The organism is Pseudomonas sp. Pme6b (genome assembly GCF_058129925.1).
Window position 1 is genome coordinate 1,020,171 of record NZ_CM176704.1, and the last position, 24,037, is coordinate 1,044,207.

Sequence of the window (24,037 nt, forward strand, 5' to 3'; positions counted from 1 at the left end):
ACCCTGTGGGAGCGAGCTTGCTCGCGAAGGCGGATTAACGGATCAATTGATTTTCAGCGGCTATACCGGCCTCTTCGTGAGCAAGCTCACTCCCACTGGCCGGCTTGTTTCACGATTTTCATGAGGACTGAAGACGGTTCATTCACTCCAGCCCCAACGCCTCCAGCACCTCATCCACACTCCACAAAATCCGATCCACCTCAGGCAACTCCGGGCGTTTCAGGATCAGGACGGGCAGGCCGCGCTCGCGGGCGACTTCAAGCTTGGGTTCGGTGGAGCTGCTGCCACTGTTTTTGCTGATCAGCACATCAATATCGCGTTGTTCAAACAGCTGACGTTCGTCTTCCAGGGCAAACGGGCCGCGCGCGCCGATCACTTCGCAGTGGTCATTGCCGGGGTAGCTGTCCAATGCCCGAAGCGTCCAGAATTGATGCTCCGGAATCTCGTGCAGATGCTGCAAAGGCTCGCGCCCCAAGGTGAACAGTGGGCGCTTGAAGGGCGCCAGTGCCGTGACCAGTTCTGACCAGTCGGCCACTTCGCCCCAGTCATCACCCGCACCAGCCTGCCAGGCAGTGCGGCGCAAGGCCCAGCAGGGAATTCCAGTCAGCCGGGCCGCACAAGCAGCGTTGCGGCTGATTTGCGCAGCATACGGATGGGTTGCGTCCAGCAGCAAATCGACGCCCTGGTCACGAATGTACTGCGCCATGCCCTCTGCGCCGCCATAGCCGCCAACTTTCAACTGACAGGCCAGATCTGCCGGCACTCGACCCACACCTGCCAGGCTATAGATATGCTCAGGCCCGAGCCTGCGTGCAATCGCCAGCGCTTCGGTAATGCCGCCCAACAGCAGAATTCGTTTCATGTGTGTTCCTTCGATAACGCAACGCCCGCCTGACCGACGATACCGCCCTGACGGTCTATGGCGAACACTTCGACCTGAACCTGTGCAGGCACCACGCTGCGGGCAAAAGCCAGCGCATGACGACACACCTCATCGCCCAGCGGCACGCCCGCCGTTGCGCACATCGCCAGCGCCTGCTGGCTGGTATTGGCATCGCGAACACGTTGTTGCAGGTCTGCGTCCGCGCCGACATCCGCCGCCCACAGCGCCAGTTGCGGCAGGTCGATGCTCGAATGGCGGCTGTGCAGATCCATGTGGCCTGCGGCCAGTTTGCTGATCTTGCCGAAGCCACCGCACAGGCTCAACTTATCCACAGGCACCTTGCGCAGGTGCTTGAGCACTGCACCGACGAAATCGCCCATTTCGATCAGGGCGATATCCGGGATGTTGTACACGCGGCGCATGGTGTCTTCGCTGGCGTTGCCGGTGCAGGCGGCAATATGCCGATAGCCGTTGGTGGTGGCGACGTCGATGCCCTGATGGATCGACGCGATGTAAGCCGCGCAGGAGAAGGGCCGGACAATCCCGCTGGTGCCGAGAATCGACAGTCCGCCGAGAATACCGAGGCGCGGATTCATGGTTTTGAGCGCCAGCGCTTCGCCGCCCTCGACGCCAATCGTAACCTCGAAACCACCGCTGTAGCCGAGTTCTTCCGCCAGCTGCAGCAAGTGTTCGGTCATCATGCGTCGAGGCACCGGGTTGATGGCGGGCTCGCCCACCGCCAACACCAGGCCGGGGCGGGTCACGCTGCCTACACCTGCGCCTGCCACGAAGCGCACGCCGGGTGCCATTTCCAGCCTGACGCGCGCAAACACTAGCGCGCCGTGAGTAACGTCGGGATCGTCCCCGGCATCCTTGAGTGTTCCGGCTTCGGCGAAGTTATCCACAAGGCGGCAGAATTCCAGGCGCATCTGCACCTGTTTGCCCTTGGGCAACACAATCTCTACCGCATCGCTGATTTGCCCGCTGAGCAACAGCCGCGCTGCCGCGAGGCTGGTTGCTGTGGCGCAGCTGCCGGTGGTCAGGCCACTGCGCAGCGGAGCAGGCTGTTCGGCGGTTTCTTCGCGCATCAGGGTTTGACTACATCCAGCAGAGTGATCGGCAAGGCCTGACGCCACGTATCGAACTCGCCAAGAGGCTGAGCATGGGCGACGTGAATACGCGTCAGTTCGCCGCCATGCCGCTCGCGCCAGGCCATGAGTGCAGCCTCGCTTTGCAGGGTTACTGCATTGGCGACCAGCCGCCCGCCGGAGCGCAACTGCTCCCAGCAGGTTTCCAGCACGCCGATACGGGTCACGCCACCGCCGATGAAAATCGCATCCGGACGCTCCAGACCGCTCAGCGCCTGTGGCGCGCTGCCACGGACCAATTGCAGGCCCGGCACGCCCAACGCATCGCGATTGAATTCGATCAGTTGCTGACGGCCTTCGTCCGCTTCTATGGCCATCGCCCGGCAGGTTGGGTGCGCGCGCATCCATTCGATGCCGATGGAGCCGCAGCCCGCGCCGACGTCCCAAAGCAGTTCACCCGGCACCGGAGCAAGGCGGGCAAGGGTGATCGCCCGCACGTCGCGTTTGGTCAACTGGCCGTCATGCTCGAAAGCGCTGTCTGGCAAACCGGCCACTGTACTCAGGCGAATGGCGCTGGCGTCGGCGCGACAATCGACGGCAACCAGGTTCAGCGCAGCGATCTCGGGATTGCCCCATTCACTGGCCAGCCCCTCGACGCGCCGTTCGGCTTCACCTCCCAGGTGCTCCAGGACCGTCATGCGGCTAGGGCCAAAGCCTCGTTCGCGCAGCAAACCGGCAATCACTGCGGGGCTGCTGCCATCATTGCTCAGCACCAGCAGACGTACGCCATGATGGAAATGAGCGTTCAATGCGGCTACCGGACGGGCAACCACTGACAAGGTAACGACTTCCTGCAACGGCCAGCCCAGACGAGCGGCGGCCAGAGAGTAAGAAGAAGGGGCGGGCAGAATACGCATTTCGTCGATGGCGACTACGCGTGCCAGGCTGGCGCCGACGCCGAACAGCATCGGATCGCCACTGGCCAGTACGCAGATTTCGGCACCGCGCTGTTCCAACACCGGGTTCAGCGAAAATGGACTCGGCCATGCACGCCGCTCGGCGCGAATGCACGGCGGCAGCAATGCCAGCTGGCGCGGACCGCCGAACACCTGATCAGCGTGCAGCAGAGCGTGCCGGGCGTTCTTGCCCAGGCCCTTGTAACCGTCTTCTCCGATTCCCACGACTGTCAGCCACGGCGACATGTACCTACCTCAATCCGAACTTCCGACAGAGCGCCTTTTCATGCCTGCGGACAAAGCAGGCATAATACCGCGCCCGACGGGGTACAAGTGCTCTAATCCACGTCCAGTTCATACCGGGTGATCCATTGAACGAGCCGCAGTCCGCTCGCACATCCTCTGCAACGCTACGCCCCTCGGCCTGTCCGGGGTTGCTGCGTATCGTCCCGGCACTGGACGGCGGGATCTGCCGGATCAAGCTGGCGGGCGGGGTCATCAGCAGTGTGCAGGCAATAGCGGTTGCAGAGGCTGCGCAGACTTATGCACAGGGCGTTATCGAAGCCACCAACCGCGCCAACCTGCAAATTCGCGGCATCGGCGCTGATCACGATGGGTTGATCAAGGCATTGATGGCGGCAGGACTCGGCCCGGCCAACCCTGCCAGTGACGATGTGCGCAACCTGATGCTCAGCCCGACCGCGGGGCTGGATTCGCGCATGCTGTTCGATGCCCGACCGTTGGCGGCGCAGGTTCTCGATGCGCTGGAAAATCACCCGCGCTTCCATGAGCTGTCACCCAAATTTGCGTTGTCGCTGGATGCTGGTGAAGCGCTGGTGATGCTCGAACACGCGCATGATGTGTGGCTGTCGGCGCTGAACCTCGACGGCGAAGTGCTGCTGGCGTTCGGGCTGGCCGGTTGCCCGGCCAATGATCGACCGCTGGCCGCTGTGCCGCTGGCGGCTGGAGAAACGCTGGTTGTCGGGTTGCTGGAATTGTTCCTCGATCTGGCCCGCCCGGAGCACACCCGGATGCGGCATCTGCTGGCCGAGGTGTCGACCGACGATGTGTTGCGCGAGCTTTCTACCCGGCTGGACTGCGCGTTGCGGGTGGATCAAGCCGTCACCGGCTGGCAGCGCCCGGCCATTCAGGGCAATCGGCATATCGGTATTTATCCACAGGCCGAGCCTGCGCGGGTTGCGGTGGGGGCGGTGGTTCCGCTGGGGCGTCTTGATGCCGCCACGCTCGCCATCGTCGCGCAACTGGCAGAAGAGCAGGGCGACGGTACTTTGCGCCTGACGCCCTGGCAGAGCCTGCTGTTGCCCAATGTGCCGGTCGAGCGCGCTGCAACAGTGATGACGGCGTTGCAGGCCGCGGGTCTGATCTGTTCGGCCGAACAGCCACTGGCGCAGATGGTGGCGTGTACCGGTTCTGCCGGCTGTGCAAAAGGGCTGGCCGATACCAAGGCTGATGCGCTGCAACTGGCTACCGGCCTTGTTGCCAGTCAGGCCGTTCATTTAAGCGGTTGCACGCGTTCCTGCGCTGCTGCTCACGTAGCGCCGGTAACCTTGCTGGCCGTTTCGCCCGGCCGTTACGACCTTTATTTTCGCGACGCAGCGCATGCCGGTTTCGGTGTGCTGCGCGCGCGTGACCTTACTATTGAAGCAGTCGGTGCGCAGTTGAACGCCGACTCACGGAGCAACATTGCATGATTGATTACATCCGCGATGGTCAGGAGATATATCGCAACTCCTTCTCGATCATTCGCGCCGAAGCGCGCCTGGACACGATCCCCGCCGACCTGGAAAAACTCGCCGTGCGCGTGATCCATGCCTGCGGGATGGTCGAAGTCATTGAAGACCTGCGCTTCTCGCCGGGTGCCGGTACGGCCGGGCGCAATGCCCTGGCCGCCGGTGCACCGATCCTCTGCGACGCACGCATGGTCTCAGAAGGCATCACCCGTACCCGGCTGCCCGCCAACAACCAGATCATCTGCACATTGCACGATGAAGGCGTGCGGGAAATGGCGCTCGAACTGGGCAATACGCGCTCTGCGGTGGCGCTGGAGCTGTGGCGTCCGTACCTGGAAGGCAGCGTAGTGGTCATCGGCAATGCGCCGACTGCGCTGTTCTATCTGCTCGAAATGCTCGATGCAGGCGCGCCGAAACCAGCGCTGATTCTCGGCTTTCCGGTTGGCTTTGTCGGCGCTGCCGAGTCCAAGGCCATGCTTGCCGCAGACAGCCGTGGCGTGCCATTTGTGATCATGCAGGGTCGTCGTGGCGGCAGCGCCATGGCCGTGGCCGCTGTCAATGCACTGGCCACGGAGATCGAATGATGCAGGCACGCGGTCGATTGATTGGCCTGGGCGTCGGCCCCGGCGACCCGGAGCTGATTACCGTCAAGGCGCTGCGCCTGCTGCGGGAGTCGCCTGTGGTGGCGTACTTCGTGGCCAAGGGTAAAAAGGGCAACGCATTCGGCATTATCGAAGCGCACTTGCAGGACGTTCAAACGTTGATGCCACTGGTCTACCCGGTCACCACCGAAGCCTTGCCAGCGCCGCTGTCCTACGAAAAAGTCATCAGCGACTTCTACGACGAGTCCAGCCTGCACATTGCGGCGCACCTGAACGCCGGGCGCGATGTCGCGGTGATCTGCGAAGGCGACCCGTTCTTCTACGGTTCCTACATGTACCTGCACGACCGCCTGGCCGAGCGCTACGAGGCGCAAGTGATTCCGGGTGTGTGTTCGATGCTCGGTGGCGCTTCGGTACTGGGCGCGCCGCTGGTGTATCGCAACCAGAGCCTGTCGGTGCTGTCCGGCGTGCTGTCCCACGAGGACCTGAAACGCAAGCTGGCTGATGCCGATGCAGCAGTGATCATGAAACTGGGACGCAACTTCCACAAGGTCCGTGAAGTGCTGACCGAACTGGGCATGGCCGGGCGTGCGCTGTATGTCGAGCGCGCAACCATGGCCAACCAGAAAATCGTCCCGCTGGATCAGGTAGACCCGATGTCTTCGCCGTATTTTTCGCTGATTATCGTTCCGGGTGACAGGTGGCAAGGCTGATGACTCTCAACATTCCAGCCATCGTCATTCTCGGCAATGGCAGCCTGGCTACCGCGCGGCGCATTCAGCAGCTGTTTCCCGATGCGCAGATTCATGGCCTGGCCGAGCGTGTGCAGAACGCTGACATTACCTACAGCGAATTCGGTAGCACGCTGCGTCAGTTGTATCAGCAAAACACCCCTATTATCGCCCTGTGTGCCGCTGGCATAGTGATTCGCACCCTGGCCCCGCTGCTGTTGGAGAAGGGCGTCGAGCCGCCGGTACTCGCCGTAGCTGAGGACGGTAGTGCAGTGGTGCCACTGCTTGGTGGCCTGGGCGGGGTCAATGTCATGGCGCGCAGCATTGCCAACGGGCTTGGCGTTGCACCGGCAATCACCACCAGCGGCGAATTGCGCTTCGGCACCTGCCTGCTCAACCCGCCCAGCGGCTATGCACTGGGCGACCTGGAGCTGGGCAAGCGTTTTGTTTCCGACTTGCTCTCCGGCGAACCGGTGCGCATTGAAGGCGAGGCTCCCTGGCTGGAGCGAGCGCAACTGCCCGAAGACCCGCAGGCTGAGCTGACGATTCATGTCGGCTGCGCCCTACGTGAGCCCGCTCCCCATGAATTACTGATCTACCCGCGCAGTGTACTGGTCGCCGTCAGCGAAATAACCGCTGAACTGGCTATGCGGGTCCGCTCGGCGTTGCACGACGCAAGCATTGCCGAGCAATCCCTGGCTTGCCTGCTGGCCAGCGAAGAGCAGATGGCCAATGCGCAGTTGCATCAGGCAGCCAGCGAGCTGGGCGTCCCGGTGCGCTTCGACAAGGCTGGGGCGGCCAGCGAAATGGCCTCCCGCTGCGTGCCGCAACGGTTGCCGCCACTCAGCGTCGACGACATGGCGATTGCCGTCGCGACTCAACCGCTGGATGTGCAGAACATCGGCCGTGGGCGTGGCCGGCTTGCAGTCATCGGCCTGGGCCCCGGCGCAGAGGACCTTATGGTGCCTGCCGTCAAGGCTGAACTGGCACGCGCCAATGATGTGCTGGGTTACGAAACCTACGTGCGCATGGCCGGGCCGTTTCGTGCCGATCAGGTACTGCATTGCACCGACAATCGCGAAGAAATGCTGCGTGCCCGGCATGCCTTCGAACTGGCCGCGCAAGGTCGTTCGGTGGTTGTGGTGTCGTCCGGTGATCCGGGCGTGTTCGCCATGGCCTCGGCAGTGCTTGAAGCGCTGCACGAGTCCGGCAACCCGCACTGGCACTCGGTCGAGCTGGAGATTCTCCCGGGTGTCTCGGCTTCTCTGGCAACCGCCGCTCAGGCTGGTGCGCCGTTGGGGCATGATTTCTGTGTGTTGTCGCTGTCCGATAACCTCAAGCCTTGGGAGATCATCGAAAAGCGTCTGGACCTTGCCTGTCAGGCAGACCTTGCGCTGGCCTTCTACAACCCGATTTCCCGTTCACGACCCTGGCAACTGGGGCGTGCGCTGGAGATAGTTCGCCAGCACCGCACTCCTGAAACGCCCGTCACGCTTGGGCGCGACATCGGTCGTCCTGGCCAGACACTGCGCGTCATTACGCTGGGTGAGCTGACGCCGGAGCAGGTGGACATGCGAACCATGGTGCTGATCGGCTCTTCCCTGACCTGCACCTTTCCTCGCAACGAAGGCGGCAATTGGGTCTACACGCCCCGCTGGTATGGCGCGAAACCTACAGCCTGAGCCCATAGGCTTGTCGTACCTGTATCGAATTTACTGTGGGAAAGTGCTGAAACCTCTGCGTATCAACAGGCAGTCAGGCCGAGTTTTCGGCCTGGCTGCTTGCGCGAACGGATGTTCTTCAAGTTGCCAGGCTTGTGGCTTTTTTCTCTGTCCTGCCACGGATTTTTCTTTCGCCCGCTGTTTACCGAGGGCTGAGCACAGCTTGAGTTTTGCGCGCGCCATCGAGTGTTGCCGCGGCAGTTGAAAAAGCCATCAATAGACCGCTCGAAAGTGCCGGAAAAACGGCCTGATTTATTTGATTAGTCTCGTATCTGTCCACAAGGACTCACGAATTAAAGGACTAAATGAAATGAAACAGGACAATACGATGAGCATGACCGACAACCTTGATTACATTGCCGCTTGTGAGCTGGCTGAATGCCCTGCTTCGTCCATCGCCCACGCAGCAGCCATAAAGCCTGAATTGCTTCTGGCCAGTGACGAGACTGACTTTGACCCAGGCGATGAAGCTGCCAAGGGTGCTGTGGTTGCAAGCAGTCTGCTGGCATTTGCCGAGGGCGTTTCGCGGCAGAGCAAGCAAGACGTCATGGACTCCTTTCTGTTTGCCACCCTTGTGGCCAACAAGGCGTTCAGCCCTGAAACCCAGGGTGATCAGTGGTACGACAAATTCAACGAAGTACTCTCGAAGGTTGGCTGGCTTTCCACCCATTGGAACTATGCCCGCTATCGTGCTACCCAGCAGCGTTTCACCATGGACGAAGTCGGCCTTGAGATCCTTGGCTCGGCTGTTGCGGCTGCCGCTTTGCCTGGGCCTGCATCGCTGCTGATGCTCAAGGTCGCTGCGGGTGCCATCGCTGCACTGAAAGCTAAAAAAGAGCCTCTGCGCCTGTTTGAAGGCCAGACAAAAACCCACCGCGGAGGCAGTTTCCGTATTGCCTCGTGCATCGAGTCCGATGACAAGACCGTGACTCTGTCCATGGGCGCGGTCAGCTTCCAGACCGACAGTGATGTCACCAATGTCCTGTTCTGGGAGTGGCAGGACACAAACGTTGAAACCTGGAAAGGCGAGGACAACCTGGTGCTCAACACGAGCCTGTATTCGCGCCATCGCGACCTGATCCAGCAAAAGCTGAGCGACAACGCCAAGAGCGCGATCGAAGAGTTTGAAATCTGATCGGGTTATTTGCGGAGGCACGGGTTGCCTCCGCTTTCGGGATAAAAAGGAATTTCTCCCATGAAGCAGGAATTGGATGCCGCAGTCGTCAATGCCGGCTGTTTGCTGTTTTTCCCCACGTCGCAGCAGGTCGCGCCGAAAAACGATGTGCTGGACTCGATGCTGTATGTGCAGTTGGCAGCATCGAAGCAGCACCCCAGGTTCGCCGAGTTCGGAAAATGTAATGAAAGCCGCCTTGCTGCGGCTCTGCGTTTCGGCTGGGTGCTGAATGCCAGCGAACACGTCAGCGAGCCTTTGCCGGTAGATGCTGTCCGAACCGTATGGAGTTGCCTCGAGCGTGCCCTTGCACCGTCAGTGTCAGCGCAGACCCTGCAGGACGCAGAAACATTGATGCGTAAAGTGTGCAAGCAATCGGCTCATAACACGGCGCTTCAGTTGCTGCGTAGCCAGACGGTACAGAGCGGTTTGAATCATGCGGGAAAATTGCAGGTCGGCGTAGTCCTGCAACTGGGGTTCTTCGACGATCAGCACAACCTGACGCTGGCGCAGCTTCAGTTCGCCACACGTCAGCCGTTGCCATCCGGTTTTCTTTTCGAAGTACTCGAACCGCAAAGTGTCTACGGCAACATCGCTGTGACCGTTTATAAAATGCAATTGATTGAACAGGTCTATTCGCAGTTTCGCGATGACATCGACAAGGCGTTGTCGAGCAGGCGTCCCGGCATGATCATGTCGCTTGGGGAAACGCCTTATGTCTGATCTGGATGAGACCCTGCTGGCAGGGGCCAATCTCCTGTCGTTCGCCCGTAACGTCGAGCCCGGTTTGCGTCAGGACGTACAGGACTGTCTGCATCACGCGAAACTTGTCGCCGATGACCAGCATTCCCCGCGCATGGCCTGGCGTTCATGGCTGGACGCTTACCAGCAAGCCATTCTTGCAACGGGTGGACGGCGCAGTGCGGTGATTAACGACGTGCGCTTGAGAATTCACAGTTTCAGGGACATTGGCAAATTGCAGCTTCCAATGGTCAATAACTCCGTCGAGCTTCGCCGGCTCTATCGCAGCTCACTCGACAGGCTGCTGAGCAGTAACCATGCGAAGACATTTTTCAGCAGCTGGTTTACGTCTGGACGTTCTGAAAGCTTTCAACTCATGCCTTGTGCAATGCACAGCGAAGACGAGGTGATGATCCTGTTGTGCAGCCTGCAGATGACCACCGTTGCGTCGAGGGCAGCGCTTTATTTCTGGCAGATTCTTGGCGGAGAAATGCAAGTACATGCTGTTGGTACTGCGTTTCGGTTCAGTCGCAAGAGCTTCGAACCTTTTCGCCAGACTGTTCAGGACATGCTGGCTGATCGTGCTGCCGCTGAAATCATCAATTTATAACGACGGTCAAGTTCCCATGGAAGGGAGTTACTCAAATGAAAGCAGGCACAGGCAATGCGGCGTATCTGGGCGATATCCCCAGTATGGTGACGTTTCTTCCGGGGCTTACAAGTGAGGAGCGCACGGACATTCAGGATGTACTTCTGGATGCGCAGTTGTTCGCAGGTAAGCAGTTTGATTTCAAGACGCAGTGGAGCAGTTGGATGCATTACTACTGCAGCCGGCTCAAGACACGTGGCATACAGCAAAAAGGCGTGGTTCTGGGCGACTCACTGGTCGTAAGCAATGTCGATGATTTGTTACAGGCGACCTTCAAGGTCAGCAGTCCAGCGGACCGCAAGCGCCTTGGCGGCATGGTGCAGCGCGCTGTCGCAGCATTGGGAGTGAATCAGGCGGCAGAGTCTTACTTTAAAAACGGCTTTGAACAAGGCCGTCTGGGCAGCTTCCAGGTAGTGCCCTGCGAGAAGTATGAACCTGATCGGGTACTTCTGTTGCTGTGCAGTCTGCATCTGAGCGTGGACGAGCACGCGGCAGGTAGCCGACGGCTGCTGTTTCACGTCAAGGGCGGCAGTTACACCTTTGACCGCAAGATTTACGCCGCACATCGTAATGATGTAACGCGGTATCTGGACGGCAGGGCGCAAGGGCTGGTGCGGGCTGCACGTATCTGAGTTGTATCAGGGCAGCAGATAGCCCCTTATACCGGTAAAGATGATTTGTGCCGCCAACGCACAGACGAACAACCCCATCAGGCGGCTGACAATCTGCAAACCCTGATCGCCCAGGATACGTTCGATACGGTTGGAGAGGTAAAGCACCACGCCAACCGTGAGGCTGGCCAGTGCAATACTCAGGATGGCAGTGAGTTTGTCATCCCAATGAGGCTGACTGACGCCCATGACCAGTAGCGCACCAATGGTGCCGGGGCCGACGGTAAGGGGAATGGTCAGCGGAACAATGGTCACATCCTGCTGGATATTATCGGTCTGGACGGCCGATTTGCCTTGGGCCATACCCAGCGCGGATATGAACAGCACGCTGCCAGCCCCAATCCTGAAGGCATCGACCGTGATTCCGAATACATCGAAAATCACTCTACCGAACAGATACAGCAAGATGCTGGAAATCAGTGTCGCCAGCGCTACCTTCCAGGCCAGACGCCGCTGTTCCTTGCGCGAGTGACCGCGGGTCAGGCTGATGAAGCAGGAAAGAACGAAAAACGGGCTGTAAAGCACCAGCATTTTCAGATAGACGCTGAACAACACGTGAAGCATGGCTTCGACTCACAGCAGCAGGTGGATGGCAGCGCCAGTCTATCAGGCCACTGTGTGCCTTTCCCGTTGCTGTCAGTTTCTTCGATACTGCTCACCGTCCGAAGGCAGTCCGCGAGCCTTGTCGCGGTGTGCTACCCAGTGTTCGACCAGTTCGCGCAGTTGCGACAGCTCGATAGGTTTGGCCATGTGACCATCCATACCTGCCTGGCGTGCACGATCCTTGTGCTCAGTGAGAATGTGCGCAGTCAGTGCAACGACCGGTGTGCGCACCCGCTGATTGCCGACTTCCCAGGCACGCAATTGCTCGGTTGCCGAGAAACCGTCGAGTATCGGCATTTCACAGTCCATCAGTACCAGGTCATAACGCTGCGCCTTCATGGCACGCAGCGCTTCTTCGCCGTTGCTCGCCGTATCGGGATTCAGGTTGAGCTTGCCGAGCATGCCGCGGATCACTTTGGTCGAAATGCTGTTGTCTTCGGCTACCAGAATCCGGAAGTCGCCCGGTACGCTGACCGGCGTATTGATGACCGGGCCAGGCTTTTGTGCAGCAACTCCCTTGTTCAACTGGGTCAGTTCATCTGCCAGCGTCGTCTTGAGCGTGTAGCCCGCCACCGGTTTGGCCAGAATGCGCTTGATACCGGAGTTGCGAGCAATGATCTTGCTTGGGGCATTGCTGATACCGGTAAGCATGATCAACAGAATGTCATGATTCAGACTTGGGTCTTCCTTGATCTTGGCGGCCAGTTGCATGCCGGTCATGCCGGGCATGTTCTGGTCGAGCAGGACCACATCGAAATAGTCGCGCAGATGCGCCTTGGTCCGCAGCAAGGCCAGTGCCTCCTTGCCGGACGCCACTGCACTGACATTCAGACCCCAGGCGCTGCATTGCTGGACCAGCACCTTGCGGCAGGTATCGTTGTCGTCAACCACCAGCACTCTGGCATCTTTCAGCGGGCTGTCCAGATCGATGGTCGGCTGCTCCAGCAGCTTTGCGTCCAGCGGCAGGTTCAGCCATAACGTGTTGCCCTGGGTGCCGCTGTTCTGAATACCGAATTCACCGTCCATCAGGATGATCAACTGGCGGGCGATGACCAGCCCCAGGTGACCACCGAGCCTGCTGCTGGCCAGGAAGTTCCGGCTGTGCAGTTCGGCGTGCAGCAACTCTTCACGTTCTTCGTCGGAAAGCGATTCACCGCTGTCCTGCACCGAAATACGCAAACGCGTCTTTCCGTTTTTCGAAGACTCAAGGGCGACGGCCAGAAGAATTTCACCTTCGTCAGTCTTCTTCAGGGCATTTTCCAGAAGGCTCAACAGCGTCTGGCGCAGGCGAGTCGGGTCACCATTGATAACCCGTGGCACCTGGGGCTGGATCTGGCTGATCAGCTCGACCTGCTGCTGCTCGGCCTTGGCGCGGAAGATGTTCAGGCAGTCCTCGACCAGCGCGCCGATGTCGAACTGCACATCGTCCAGTTCTATCTGCCCTGACTCGAGCTTGGTGATGTCCAGAATCTCGTTGATCAGCGTCAGCAGTTCGTTACCGGCACTGTGAATGGTCTGCACATAGTCGCGCTGCTTGACTGACAGCGGCGTACCGAGCAGCAGTTCGGTCATGCCCAGCACGCCATTCATGGGGGTGCGAATCTCGTGACTGATCTTGGCCAGAAATTCGGCTTTGGCGTTGATTTCGGCGGTACTCGCAGCCTGATCACGGCTGAGGCTGAAACGGTCTTCGGTGATGCTGCGATGGCGTTCGCTAAGGGCCAGGCTCATCGACAGACCGCTGATGCAGAACACGCTGAGCAGCGCGAGTATCAGCCACTGTGGCGGCACCAGACTCAGCCACAGCAGGCCCGGAAGAACCACCATGTAACCAATGTTGAAAATGATCATCCCGAGGACAAACAGACGCGCCGAACGATAGCCTTTCTGCCAGTGCCACATCGACACCGCCAGAATGCTCAACGTCGTCAACGAGACCAGGCCGAAAGTCAGAATATTGATCGGCAGTCTGTCGTCCAGCAGTACCAGCACAGTACCGATGCCCATGAGCACGGCGTTGCCCAGCAATAGACGATCCAGTTTGCGGGCGTTGCGATGGACGAAGAAGCAGTAGGTGTAGATCAGGCCTGCGACAGCCGCCAGCAACAGCGCAATGTGCGCACTGGGAGTCTGTGCGATATTCCACGGGTCAATCGGTCGCAGCAGGTTAAGCAGCAACAGGGCACTGAGCCCGAGCAGTGCTTCACAGGCGGCGAGCCATAGATTGCTACGCGAACGTGTATGCCCGTAGCGCGTCAGGTTCTGCACAATGAGCATCGACAGCGCACCGAAAAGCAGCCCGAACAGGAACGGCTCGGTCTCGTCGGCGGCGCTTTTGATGGCCGGCTCCAGGGTAATGCTGGGGCGCATTTTCTGGGTGGAGACCAGCTTCAGGTAGATATCCAGCGTGTTCGAACTCTGCGGGATCGGCAGCAGGAAATCGTTCGAAGGCAGACGCTGATCTTCCTTGGGCACCTCGTTGCCGGTGCGCAGGTGATCAATCTGTTGATCGCCATCCATGACATACATGTCCGCGCTGGCGAGGTCCGGAGCGAAGATGCGCAGAAGCTGCTCGTGCTGGGTAGGCAGCATGCGGTAATGCAGCCATACCGCACTGTCACGTTCCGCTGCAGTGACTCGTTCCAGCTCGGTAGGACTGAATTGATTCTGATAGCGCGCCGAACGAATTTCATCCAGCGTCAGGTGAGCCTTTTCGTCGAGCAGCGTCGACCAACCTGCGCCATGCTCGGCCTGTGCCGAAAGCATGAACAGCAGGGTCAGCAGTCCAGCGATTGAGGCTATGGCAATCCTGAGCCAGCGCACAATGAAATCCCTTCGTGAGTGAATGCCTGGTAAACCGCGAATGCCGGTTCAATCGGCCTGCCTCTGATTGAAGAGGCAGGCCTGATCGATTATTCCAGCTCTTCGCCACGCTCTCGGGCAATGGCACGGTAGCCAATGTCCTTGCGATAGAAACATCCTTGGCAATCAACCTTGGCAGCCAACGCATAGGCATTTTGCTGCGCATTGCCAACACTGTCACCCAGTGCCGTAGCACACAGTACACGACCGCCGCTGGTCACGACACGATCATCCTGCAAGGCAGTGCCTGCGTGGAATATCTTGCCTTCCAACTGTGCAGCAGCCTCCAGGCCTTCGATAACTGCGCCTTTGGCGTAATCGCCGGGGTAGCCACCAGTGGCCAGGACGATCCCCAGGCTTGGACGGGGGTCCCACTGTGCTTCGATCTTGTCCAGCGCCTGCGCCAGCGCTGCTTCAACCAGCAGTACCAGACTTGATTGCAGGCGCAGCATGACCGGCTGGGTTTCCGGGTCGCCGAAGCGGCAATTGAATTCGATGACCTTCGGGTTGCCAGCTTTGTCGATCATCAGACCAGCATAGAGGAATCCGGTGTAAACATTGCCTTCATCAGCCATCCCCCTGACGGTCGGCCAGATAACCAGATCCATGACACGTTGATGAACTTCGGCGGTGACCACCGGGGCAGGGGAGTAGGCCCCCATGCCACCGGTGTTCGGGCCGGTGTCGCCGTCGCCGACGCGCTTGTGATCCTGGCTGGTGGCCATGGGCAGCACATTCTTGCCGTCGACCATGACAATGAAGCTGGCTTCTTCGCCATCGAGAAACTCTTCGATAACGACGCGGGAGCCGGCTTCGCCAAAGGCGTTGCCAGCGAGCATGTCACGCACGGCATCTTCGGCTTCTGCCAGGGTCATGGCGACGATCACGCCCTTGCCTGCTGCAAGGCCGTCGGCCTTGATGACTATCGGAGCGCCTTTTTCACGCAGATAGGCCAGGGCAGGCTCGATCTCGGTGAAGTTCTGATAGTCGGCAGTAGGGATCTTGTGGCGCGCCAGGAAGTCCTTGGTAAATGCCTTGGAACCCTCAAGCTGCGCAGCGCCGGCGGTCGGACCGAAGCAGTCCAGACCACGGCTGCGGAACAGGTCGACAACGCCTGCAACCAGCGGCACTTCAGGACCGACGATGGTCAGTGAAACGTTCTTTTCAGCGAAATCCGCCAGTTGCTCCAGTGCCAGAACGTCGATAGCCACGTTCTCGCATTTGGCTTCGATGGCCGTGCCCGCGTTGCCGGGTGCGACAAACACCTTCTGCACACGTGGGTCCTGAGCGACTTTCCATGCCAGGGCGTGTTCACGACCGCCGCTGCCAATGATCAAAACATTCATTTCAAAAACCTCGATGACGCTGATTCTGGAGTACGCGGTGTGCCTGAGGCGACCCAACCTCCGTACGAGACCGCACTGGCGCAGCAGACGCCTGCGCCAGTGCGGCCGTTTTTCTGATTAGTGCCTGAAATGGCGCATGCCGGTGAAGACCATCGCGATGCCTGCTTCATCTGCTGTTGCAATCACTTCGTTGTCACGCATCGAGCCGCCGGGCTGGATGACGGCAGTGATGCCGACCTTGGCCGCGTTGTCGATACCGTCACGGAACGGGAAGAACGCATCGGAGGCCATGACTGCGCCCTGTACCTGCAGCCCAGCATGTTCGGCCTTGATGGCGGCGATGCGTGCCGAGTTCACGCGGCTCATCTGGCCTGCGCCGACGCCGACGGTCTGGCGGTTGCGGGCGTAGACGATGGCGTTGGACTTGACGTACTTGGCGACTTTCCAGGCAAAGATCAGGTCGTGCATTTCGTGTTCGGTAGGGGCACGCTGGGTAACGACCTTGAGGTCTGCCTGAGTGATCATGCCGATATCGCGGCTCTGTACCAGCAAGCCGCCATTGACGCGTTTGTAGTCCCAGGCAGGCAGACGCTCGCTCCACTGGCCGCTGGTCAGCAGGCGCACATTGGCTTTGCTGGCCACGATGGCACGCGCTTCGGCGCTGACGCTTGGCGCGATGATCACTTCGACGAACTGGCGCTCGACGATGGCCTTGGCCGTTGCTGCGTCCAGCTCGCGGTTGAAGGCGATGATGCCGCCAAATGCCGATTCGGAGTCGGTGGCATAGGCCAGCTCGTACGCCTGACGAATGCCGCCTTCATCATCCGGGCAGACCGCGACACCGCATGGGTTGGCGTGTTTGACGATCACGCAGGCCGGTTTGACGAAGCTCTTGACGCATTCCAGCGCGGCGTCGGTATCGGCGACGTTGTTGAACGACAGTTCCTTGCCTTGCAACTGGGTGGCCGTGGCAATGCCGACCTCGGCAGGTTTGGCTTCAACGTAAAACGCCGCGCTCTGGTGCGGGTTCTCGCCGTAGCGCATTTCCTGGGCCTTGACGAACTGGGTGTTGAAGGTGCGCGGGAACTGACTGCGGCCTTCGGTGCTCAGGGTTTCGGCAGTCTGGTCGACGCCGCCCACGTAGTTGGCGATCATACCGTCGTAGGCGGCGGTGTGCTCGAACGCCTTGAGCATCAGGTCGAAGCGCTGTGCGTAGGTCAGGCCGCCAGCCTTGAGGCTTTCCAATACCTGACCGTAGTCACTGGCGTTGACCACGATTGCAACATCTTTATGGTTCTTCGCAGCGGAACGGACCATGGTCGGGCCGCCGATATCGATGTTTTCGATGGCGGTCGGCAGGTCGCAGCCCGGCTTGGATACAGTGGCTTCAAACGGATACAGGTTGACTGCAACCAGATCGATCGGCTTGATGCCGTGCTCGGTCATGATGGCGTCGTCGATGCCGCGACGACCCAGAATGCCGCCGTGGATCATGGGGTGCAGAGTCTTGACCCGGCCATCCATCATTTCAGCGAAGCCGGTATAGTCAGCCACTTCGACTGCCGCGACACCGTTGTCCTTGAGCAGTTTGAATGTACCGCCAGTGGAAAGAATCTCGACGCCCAGCGCTTCAAGCTCGCGGGCAAACTCAAGGATTCCTGTCTTGTCGGATACGCTGATCAGGGCGCGACGGATAGGCAGGCGGGTAGTCTGGTCGGTCATCTCGATTTCCATCAAAAGCAAAAGAAGTCAGCAAAAAAAAGCGACCGCGGTGCAAGGTCGCCTTTTCTGTTTTGAATGCTTTAAAGCAGATCGTACTGTTTGAGTTTCTTGCGCAGCGTGCCGCGGTTCAGTCCCAGCAGCTCGGAAGCCTTCGTCTGGTTGCCCTTGACGTAGTTCATCACGCTTTCCAGAAGCGGAGCCTCGACTTCCGACAACACCAGGTTGTAGACGTCAGTGACGGATGCGCCTTCGAGGTGGGCGAAATAATTGTGCAGCGCCTTCTCGACACTTCCGCGCAGGGTCTGACCCTCTTCGCTCGGCGTGTTGAGGTGCTGTTTCAAATTGACGTTGTCGCTCACGGGTGTTGTTCCACTCACTAAAGTCTCGGTCATCATCGTCATGCGGCCACCTCTTTATCATTCTCGTTATCCGGGCCCTTGCAGCCTTGGCTGAAGAACTCCCGGACGTTGGCGCACTGTGCTTCCGTATCTTCCAAACGATTGAAGTGGGCGCGAAACTCTCTGGCGCCCGGCAGGGTTGCGAGATACCAACTGACGTGTTTGCGTGCAATACGCACGCCCATCACATCTCCATAGAAAACGTGGAGCGCTGCCAGATGCTCAAGCAGAATACGTTCCACTTCACTCGACTGCGGAGCCGGGAGTTTTTCTCCGGTACGCAGGAAGTGTTCTATCTCGCGAAAAATCCAGGGACGCCCTTGGGCGGCCCTGCCAATCAGTAACCCGTCTGCGCCGGTGGCCTGTAGCACGCGCCGGGCTTTTTCGGGTGAATCGATGTCGCCGTTGGCAAACACCGGTATCGACACTGCCTGTTTGATCATGGCAATGGTGTCGTACTCGGCTTCGCCGGTGTAAAGGTCGGCACGGGTTCGCCCGTGTACCGCCAGTGCCTGAATACCGGCCTGCTCGGCGATTTTCGCCACTGTCAGGCCGTTCCGGTTGTCGCGATCCCATCCGGTGCGGATCTTCAGCGTAACCGGCACATCGACCGCAGCCACGACGGCTTGCAGGATGTCGTTCACCAGTTGCTCGTCTTTCAACAGCGCCGAACCTGCTGCCTTGTTACAGACCTTCTTGGCCGGGCAACCCATGTTGATGTCGATGATCTGGGCACCCAGTTCGACATTGGCACGTGCTGCGTCTGCCAGCATCTGCGGATCACCGCCGGCGATCTGTACCGAGCGCGGCTCGGGATCACCTTCGTGGATCATGCGCAGACGCGATTTGCGGCTGTTCCACAGGCTCATGTCACTGGTGACCATCTCCGAAACCACCAGGCCGGCACCGAGTTGTCGGCACAGCTGACGGAAAGGCTGGTCGGTGACGCCCGCCATCGGGGCTAGGACCAAGCCGTTTTGCACTGTATATGGGCCGATGCGTACTGCCGACATAGCCTTACCTGTTGTGGAGGCCAAATCATCCGCAGGCCGTGTAAAAAACCGTTTCACCCGGTCTGCAACGGCCCGTCCCGCCAGCCGCTTGCGCCACCGTCAGATCGAACCGAGAGTTTGAAAAAGGGTTGGCATGATACCCGCTCTCGATGACTGGATAAAGGCTGAATTGGATAAAATCTGAACAGCTGGTTGTAGCGCTTGCAGAGAACGATTACACGGCATCTGGCGCTGTAAATTCTGCGATCATGCAGCGTTCCCTGGCCTAACGAGCCTGTATTGGATCAAGTAAAGCCGACGTTATGGCAGTAGGCCTGTCATTCCGGCGAACGGAAGTTCAGGCTGTAATTCACGGCCTTGGCGCCTGGATCAAGGATATCCAGCGCGATATGGATCGGCGTTTGCGGTGGCATCTCTTCCTTGCCGGCCATTTCGCCGCTCAGGTATTCACCGGGCTTGAACCGACGACTGGCAATCAACTGACCGCCGGTATCGGAAAAACGCAGCTCCAGCAGCGGGAACGGCTGGGAAAACGAGGCACGGTTGTAGATGATCGCGTCTACCACCAGAGCCCCCTGAAACTCAGGATGGCTGCGTACCACCAGGTTGCTGCTCTTGAGCTGGGATATGTCCACCTTGGTCGGCACCTTGCAGCCAATTTGCGGGCAAATCTGCTGGAACCACGGGCGATACTGATCCTGGCGCGCCAGTTGATCGAAATGGTACCAGACGTATTGACCTACCAGACCCGCCAAAGCCAGTACGATCAACAGGCCCCACGCAAAGCGTCGGCCCCAGCGCGGTTTGGGCGGCTGCCAGTCCAGTTGCAAAGGGTCGTCAGTCAGGTCAAGCAGTGCCTGCTCGCGCACTGCAGGTTCGTTACGGCTGCGTCTGCCACGTGGTTCAGGTTCTGGTTCGTCGTCGTCATGATCTTCGTCGTCATCCACGGCTGACCAGCGTTGCACTTTTTCGGCAGGCAGGGCCTTGCGCGGTGTGGTAACAAGCACGACGGGTTCGTCATCGTCCAGGTGCTTGTCCAGTGACAGCGAGGGCTCGGTCCTTTTGTCGTCGGGCAAAGCCTCCGGGTCTTCGGGCGGATCCGGGGCGGGGATGACCTCGGCGTGCAGCTCGGGCAGACGTTCGACATCGTCGTTGTGCAGCGTGCCGACCCAGGCAGCCTCGTCGGTCTGGCGATTGTCACGCTTCGCCGTCAGGTTCTCATCGTCAGTGCCGTTGTCGCTGGCCGGGCGGGCGAAGGTGTCGGGTCGTCGGGTCTCGCGCTGTTCGAGGCGAGCCAGTTCTTCGTCCAGGTTCAGATTGTCCAGATCCAGCTCGCTGACCTGCCAGGGGTCATCGTCTTCATGGGCCTTTTCCGGTTCAGGCTTCAATTCGGGTTCAGGCGTCGACGCAGGCTCTGGTTGGGGCGGCGCTATGACCACCGGTGCGGCGCTCAGGGCCTCCTTTTCGGAGTCGACTATGGCGCGCTGCTCCAGCAACTGCCGGGCTGCGTTGAAAACCTGCAGGCAGGCGCCACATCGCACCACGCCGCGGGCCACGCTCAGTTGAGCGTGGCTGACTCTGAAACTGGTCTGGCAGTGCGGGCACTGGGTGACAAAACTGTCGGTCATGCGGCTGTCCGGTTGAAGCGGCGGTTAACGGCGGCGTCCCGTGATGCGTACCCAGCCATCTCGGTTTGCGATCGGGTCCAGATCAAAGCTGTCAGCATAGGCCGCAGCGACTTCCTCACCCTGTTCGGCCAGGATGCCTGACAGCGCCAGGCGACCGCCGGTCCTGACCAGCGATGCCAGTTGCGGTGCCAGGGAAACCAGCGGGCCAGCCAGAATGTTGGCGACCAGCACATCGGCTTGCTGATGTGGCAAGTCCTCGGGCAGGTACAGCGGGAAGCGCTCGGCAGCGATGTTATTGCGTACGGCATTGTCACGAGAGGCTTCCAGTGCCTGCACGTCGATGTCAGTGCCCACGGCCTGTTCGGCACCCAGCAGCAGAGCGGCGATGGCCAGAATGCCCGAGCCGCAACCGAAATCCAGCACGTTGCAGCCTTTGAGGTCCTGGCCGTCCAGCCATTCAAGGCACAGTGCGGTGGTCGGATGGGTGCCGGTGCCGAATGCCAGGCCAGGATCAAGCAGCAGGTTCACGGCATCCGGTTGCGGTGCAGCATGCCAGCTTGGCACGATCCACAGGCGCTTGCCGAAACACATTGGCTGGAAGTTATCCATCCAGCTGCGCTCCCAGTCCTGATCTTCGATGACTTCGGCGCTGTGCTCGGGCAGTTCTTCGCCGGTCAGCAGGCTCAGGTGTGCCAAGGCCATTTCGGCATTGGTGTCGGCTTCGAACAGCGCCAGCAAATGGGTGTGTGTCCATAGCGGCGTGGTGTTGAGTTCAGGCTCGAAAATCGGCTGGTCTTCGGCGTCCATGAATGTCACGGACACGGCGCCGACTTCAAGAAGGGCGTCTTCGTAGGTTTCGGCTTGTTCTGGGCTGATGGCGAGACGGACTTGCAGCCAAGGCATGGCGGATTACCTTCGATTCGGAAATTAAGTGCGGCTTGCACGGCCGGCACGGCCGCAGGAAGCGGGCAAGTTTACTGCTATGCGCTGCAAACAACAAAGCCGCATCGCTGCGGCTTTGTCGTTCTGAAACACACTGGCTTATTGATTGGCCAGTTTGTGCTCCAGGTAGTGGATGTTGACTCCGCCTTCGCAGAAGCCTTCATCACGGGTCAGATCACGGTGCAGCGGGATATTGGTCTTGATTCCGTCGACCACGATTTCGTCCAGGGCATTGCGCATGCGTGCCATGGCTTCTTCGCGGGTCGCGCCCCAGGTGATCACTTTGCCGATCAGCGAGTCGTAGTTGGACGGAACCTTGTAGCCGCTGTACAGGTGCGAATCGACCCGCACACCGTTGCCGCCCGGTGCGTGGAAGTGCTTGACCAGACCTGGGCTTGGAACGAAGGTTTTCGGGTCTTCGGCGTTGATCCGGCATTCCAGCGCATGCCCTTTGATGACCACGTCATCCTGGGTGTACGACAGTTTGTTGCCGGCGGCGATGCTGAGCATCTCCTTGACGATGTCGATACCGGTGACCATTTCGGATACCGGGTGCTCCACCTGAACACGGGTGTTCATCTCGATGAAGTAGAAACGACCGTTCTCGTACAGGAACTCGAAAGTACCCGCGCCGCGATAGCCGATATCGATACACGCCTTGACGCAGGCAGCCAGAACATCCGCACGCGCCTGTTCGTCGATGAACGGTGCCGGTGCTTCTTCCAGAACCTTCTGGTGACGGCGCTGCAGCGAGCAGTCGCGGTCGCCCAGATGAATCGCCTGGCCCTGGCCGTCGGAAATGACCTGGACTTCCACGTGACGCGGGTTAGTCAGGTATTTTTCCAGGTAGACCATCGGGTTGCTGAACCAGGCCGCAGCTTCGGCGCGGGTCTGGGAGGCGGCTTCGATCAGGTCTTCTTCGCGATGAACCACACGCATGCCGCGACCACCACCGCCACCGGCGGCCTTGATGATCACCGGGTAACCCACTTCACGACCAATGCGCAGAGCGGTTGCTTCGTCTTCCGGCAGCGGGCCGTCGGAGCCCGGAACGGTTGGCACGTTGGCCAGCTTCATGGCGTCCTTGGCAGAAACCTTGTCGCCCATCAGGCGGATGGTGTCTGCTTTCGGGCCGATGAAGGCAAAACCCGATTTTTCGACCTGTTCGGCGAAATCGGCGTTTTCAGCGAGGAAGCCGTAGCCAGGGTGGATCGCCGTGGCACCGGTCACTTCGGCAGCCGAGATGATCGCCGGAATGTTCAGGTAGGACAGATTGGCCGGTGCCGGACCAATGCAGACGGTTTCGTCTGCCAGGCCCAGGTGCATCAACTCGCGATCTGCCGTGGAGTGTACAGCGACGGTCTTGATGCCCAGTTCTTTACAGGCACGCAAGATGCGCAAGGCAATTTCGCCGCGGTTGGCGATTAGAACTTTTTCCAACATCGCAGGCTCTCCCCGGGTCAAACGATTGTGAACAGCGGCTGGTCAAACTCAACCGGCTGACCGTTTTCTACCAGGATGGATTCGATCACGCCGCTGGCTTCTGCCTGGATGTGGTTCATCATTTTCATCGCTTCAACGATGCAGATGGTGTCGCCTTTCTTGACGGTCTGACCCACTTCGACGAATGCAGGCGAAGTAGGTGCCGGGGTGCGGTAGAACGTACCGACCATTGGCGACTTGACCACAAAGCCGTTCAGTTTCGGAGCCGATGGTGCTTCTGCTGCGGCCGGAGCGGCTGCTGGAGCCGGTGCGGCGACAGGCGCAGCAACCGGGGCTGGCGCGTAGTAAGGCTGCGCTGGAGTCTTGCTGTGACGGCTGATCCGTACGGATTCTTCGCCTTCACGAATTTCCAGCTCGTCGATGCCGGACTCTTCCAGCAATTCGATCAGCTTCTTGACTTTGCGAATATCCATTAATCAACTCCCAAGGTTCTGTAAGGGCAATTTGTCGGCCGTTTCAAGCGATGTGGTCAGCGTCAGGCTGGACTCGTCATGGCTTGGCACTGGCGGCCAGTTGTTCCAGGGCGGCTTCCAGGGCCAGGCGGTATCCGCTGGCTCCCAGGCCGCAGATCACTCCTACAGCGACATCTGAAAAGTAGGAGTGATGGCGGAAAGGTTCGCGTTTGTGCACGTTTGATAAATGCACTTCGATGAATGGGATGCTCACTCCCATCAGCGCGTCACGTATTGCAACGCTTGTGTGCGTAAAAGCAGCCGGATTGATCAAAATAAAGTCCACACCCTCACCGCGCGCGGCGTGAATACGGTCGATCAGTTCATACTCGGCATTGCTTTGCAGATACATCAGGTGGTGACCGGCATCGCGCGCGCGTTGCTCCAGGTCCTGATTGATCTGGGGCAGGGTGATGGTGCCGTAGACCCCGGGTTCCCGAGTGCCCAGCAGGTTCAGGTTGGGCCCGTGAAGGACCAGGATAGTCGCCATTGCGTGTTCCTTTTATTGTCTGCGAGCGGTTTACGCCCGGCGACTATGCCGGAAGGGCAGTGGACTGTCCAGTTAACAACAGTAGCCAGCACGATGAGCGATATTCGCGCAAAG

At 59.6% G+C, this 24,037-nt stretch carries 22 protein-coding genes; 8 read left to right on the top strand and 14 right to left on the bottom strand.

Annotated features, from left to right (window positions below; translation table 11 throughout):
* Positions 1–142: 142 nt before the first annotated feature.
* From AC4ANE_RS04570 to AC4ANE_RS04580, 3 genes are read right to left on the bottom strand one after another with little or no spacing between them, the layout of a single operon-like run.
* Positions 143–862: a cobalt-precorrin-6A reductase gene (locus tag AC4ANE_RS04570; RefSeq protein ID WP_002555387.1), complete on the bottom strand. Its 720-nt coding sequence runs from the start codon at positions 860–862 to the stop codon at positions 143–145.
* Complete coding sequence (locus AC4ANE_RS04575; RefSeq protein WP_002555386.1) at positions 859–1,971, bottom strand: cobalt-precorrin-5B (C(1))-methyltransferase; 1,113 nt, start codon at positions 1,969–1,971, stop codon at positions 859–861. Before AC4ANE_RS04575 ends, AC4ANE_RS04570 begins: the two co-directional genes overlap by 4 nt.
* Positions 1,971–3,173 carry a bifunctional cobalt-precorrin-7 (C(5))-methyltransferase/cobalt-precorrin-6B (C(15))-methyltransferase gene (locus AC4ANE_RS04580; RefSeq protein WP_002555385.1) on the bottom strand — a complete coding sequence of 401 codons (1,203 nt, stop codon included), beginning with the start codon at positions 3,171–3,173 and terminating at the stop codon, positions 1,971–1,973. The genes AC4ANE_RS04575 and AC4ANE_RS04580 overlap by 1 nt, the downstream gene beginning before the upstream one ends.
* A gap of 125 nt (positions 3,174–3,298) precedes the next feature.
* Here AC4ANE_RS04580 and cobG point away from each other — a divergent pair, with 125 nt between their 5' ends.
* The 8 genes from cobG (at position 3,299) to AC4ANE_RS04620 (ending at position 10,925) form a co-directional block, all read left to right on the top strand.
* A complete protein-coding gene (gene cobG, locus AC4ANE_RS04585) occupies positions 3,299–4,639 on the top strand; it encodes a precorrin-3B synthase (RefSeq protein WP_002555384.1) in 1,341 nt (446 codons plus the stop codon).
* On the top strand, positions 4,636–5,262 hold the full coding sequence (locus tag AC4ANE_RS04590; RefSeq protein ID WP_002555383.1) for a precorrin-8X methylmutase: 627 nt from the start codon (positions 4,636–4,638) through the stop codon (positions 5,260–5,262). Before cobG ends, AC4ANE_RS04590 begins: the two co-directional genes overlap by 4 nt.
* The gene (locus AC4ANE_RS04595; protein WP_002555382.1) at positions 5,259–5,993 is read left to right on the top strand and encodes a precorrin-2 C(20)-methyltransferase; all 735 of its coding nucleotides are present in this window, start codon (positions 5,259–5,261) and stop codon (positions 5,991–5,993) included. Before AC4ANE_RS04590 ends, AC4ANE_RS04595 begins: the two co-directional genes overlap by 4 nt.
* Entirely contained in the window at positions 5,993–7,693 is a 1,701-nt protein-coding gene (cobJ, locus tag AC4ANE_RS04600; RefSeq protein WP_002555381.1) for a precorrin-3B C(17)-methyltransferase, read from the top strand. The genes AC4ANE_RS04595 and cobJ overlap by 1 nt, the downstream gene beginning before the upstream one ends.
* Positions 7,694–8,042: 349 nt before the next feature.
* Entirely contained in the window at positions 8,043–8,867 is an 825-nt protein-coding gene (locus AC4ANE_RS04605) for a hypothetical protein (RefSeq protein ID WP_044423910.1), read from the top strand.
* Positions 8,868–8,927: 60 nt separating this feature from the next.
* Positions 8,928–9,626: a hypothetical protein gene (locus AC4ANE_RS04610; RefSeq protein ID WP_460408724.1), complete on the top strand. Its 699-nt coding sequence runs from the start codon at positions 8,928–8,930 to the stop codon at positions 9,624–9,626.
* Positions 9,619–10,254, top strand: a complete 636-nt coding sequence (locus AC4ANE_RS04615; RefSeq protein WP_460408726.1) for a hypothetical protein — start codon at positions 9,619–9,621, stop codon at positions 10,252–10,254. Before AC4ANE_RS04610 ends, AC4ANE_RS04615 begins: the two co-directional genes overlap by 8 nt.
* Positions 10,255–10,289: 35 nt before the next feature.
* On the top strand, positions 10,290–10,925 hold the full coding sequence (locus AC4ANE_RS04620) for a hypothetical protein (RefSeq protein ID WP_031597296.1): 636 nt from the start codon (positions 10,290–10,292) through the stop codon (positions 10,923–10,925).
* 6 nt (positions 10,926–10,931) lie between these two features.
* On the opposite strand, the gene AC4ANE_RS04625 is transcribed toward AC4ANE_RS04620, so the two are convergent.
* The 11 genes from AC4ANE_RS04625 to aroQ all read right to left on the bottom strand — a co-directional run bounded on the left by AC4ANE_RS04625 (position 10,932) and on the right by aroQ (position 23,923).
* Positions 10,932–11,528, bottom strand: a complete 597-nt coding sequence (locus AC4ANE_RS04625) for a MarC family protein (RefSeq protein WP_004655739.1) — start codon at positions 11,526–11,528, stop codon at positions 10,932–10,934.
* A 72-nt stretch (positions 11,529–11,600) separates the two neighbouring features.
* Positions 11,601–14,390, bottom strand: coding sequence for a hybrid sensor histidine kinase/response regulator RetS (gene retS, locus AC4ANE_RS04630; protein ID WP_002555378.1), 2,790 nt, complete (start codon positions 14,388–14,390; stop codon positions 11,601–11,603).
* An 89-nt stretch (positions 14,391–14,479) separates the two neighbouring features.
* Positions 14,480–15,775 carry a phosphoribosylamine--glycine ligase gene (gene purD / locus AC4ANE_RS04635; RefSeq protein ID WP_002555377.1) on the bottom strand — a complete coding sequence of 432 codons (1,296 nt, stop codon included), beginning with the start codon at positions 15,773–15,775 and terminating at the stop codon, positions 14,480–14,482.
* A 117-nt stretch (positions 15,776–15,892) separates the two neighbouring features.
* Complete coding sequence (gene purH / locus AC4ANE_RS04640; RefSeq protein ID WP_460408728.1) at positions 15,893–17,497, bottom strand: bifunctional phosphoribosylaminoimidazolecarboxamide formyltransferase/IMP cyclohydrolase; 1,605 nt, start codon at positions 17,495–17,497, stop codon at positions 15,893–15,895.
* 80 nt (positions 17,498–17,577) lie between these two features.
* Positions 17,578–17,898 (bottom strand): DNA-binding transcriptional regulator Fis, encoded by a 321-nt coding sequence (gene fis, locus AC4ANE_RS04645; protein ID WP_002555375.1) that lies wholly within the window; start codon positions 17,896–17,898, stop codon positions 17,578–17,580.
* Positions 17,895–18,908, bottom strand: coding sequence for a tRNA dihydrouridine synthase DusB (dusB, locus tag AC4ANE_RS04650; RefSeq protein ID WP_002555374.1), 1,014 nt, complete (start codon positions 18,906–18,908; stop codon positions 17,895–17,897). The genes fis and dusB overlap by 4 nt, the downstream gene beginning before the upstream one ends.
* A 317-nt stretch (positions 18,909–19,225) precedes the next feature.
* Complete coding sequence (locus AC4ANE_RS04655) at positions 19,226–20,536, bottom strand: DUF3426 domain-containing protein (protein WP_002555373.1); 1,311 nt, start codon at positions 20,534–20,536, stop codon at positions 19,226–19,228.
* 24 nt (positions 20,537–20,560) lie between these two features.
* Positions 20,561–21,439: a 50S ribosomal protein L11 methyltransferase gene (gene prmA / locus AC4ANE_RS04660; protein WP_002555372.1), complete on the bottom strand. Its 879-nt coding sequence runs from the start codon at positions 21,437–21,439 to the stop codon at positions 20,561–20,563.
* Between the two features lie 138 nt (positions 21,440–21,577).
* Positions 21,578–22,921, bottom strand: coding sequence for an acetyl-CoA carboxylase biotin carboxylase subunit (gene accC / locus AC4ANE_RS04665; RefSeq protein WP_002555371.1), 1,344 nt, complete (start codon positions 22,919–22,921; stop codon positions 21,578–21,580).
* 17 nt (positions 22,922–22,938) lie between these two features.
* Complete coding sequence (gene accB, locus AC4ANE_RS04670; protein ID WP_002555370.1) at positions 22,939–23,394, bottom strand: acetyl-CoA carboxylase biotin carboxyl carrier protein; 456 nt, start codon at positions 23,392–23,394, stop codon at positions 22,939–22,941.
* Positions 23,395–23,470: 76 nt separating this feature from the next.
* On the bottom strand, positions 23,471–23,923 hold the full coding sequence (gene aroQ / locus AC4ANE_RS04675; RefSeq protein WP_002555369.1) for a type II 3-dehydroquinate dehydratase: 453 nt from the start codon (positions 23,921–23,923) through the stop codon (positions 23,471–23,473).
* Between the last annotated feature and the right edge of the window lie 114 nt (positions 23,924–24,037).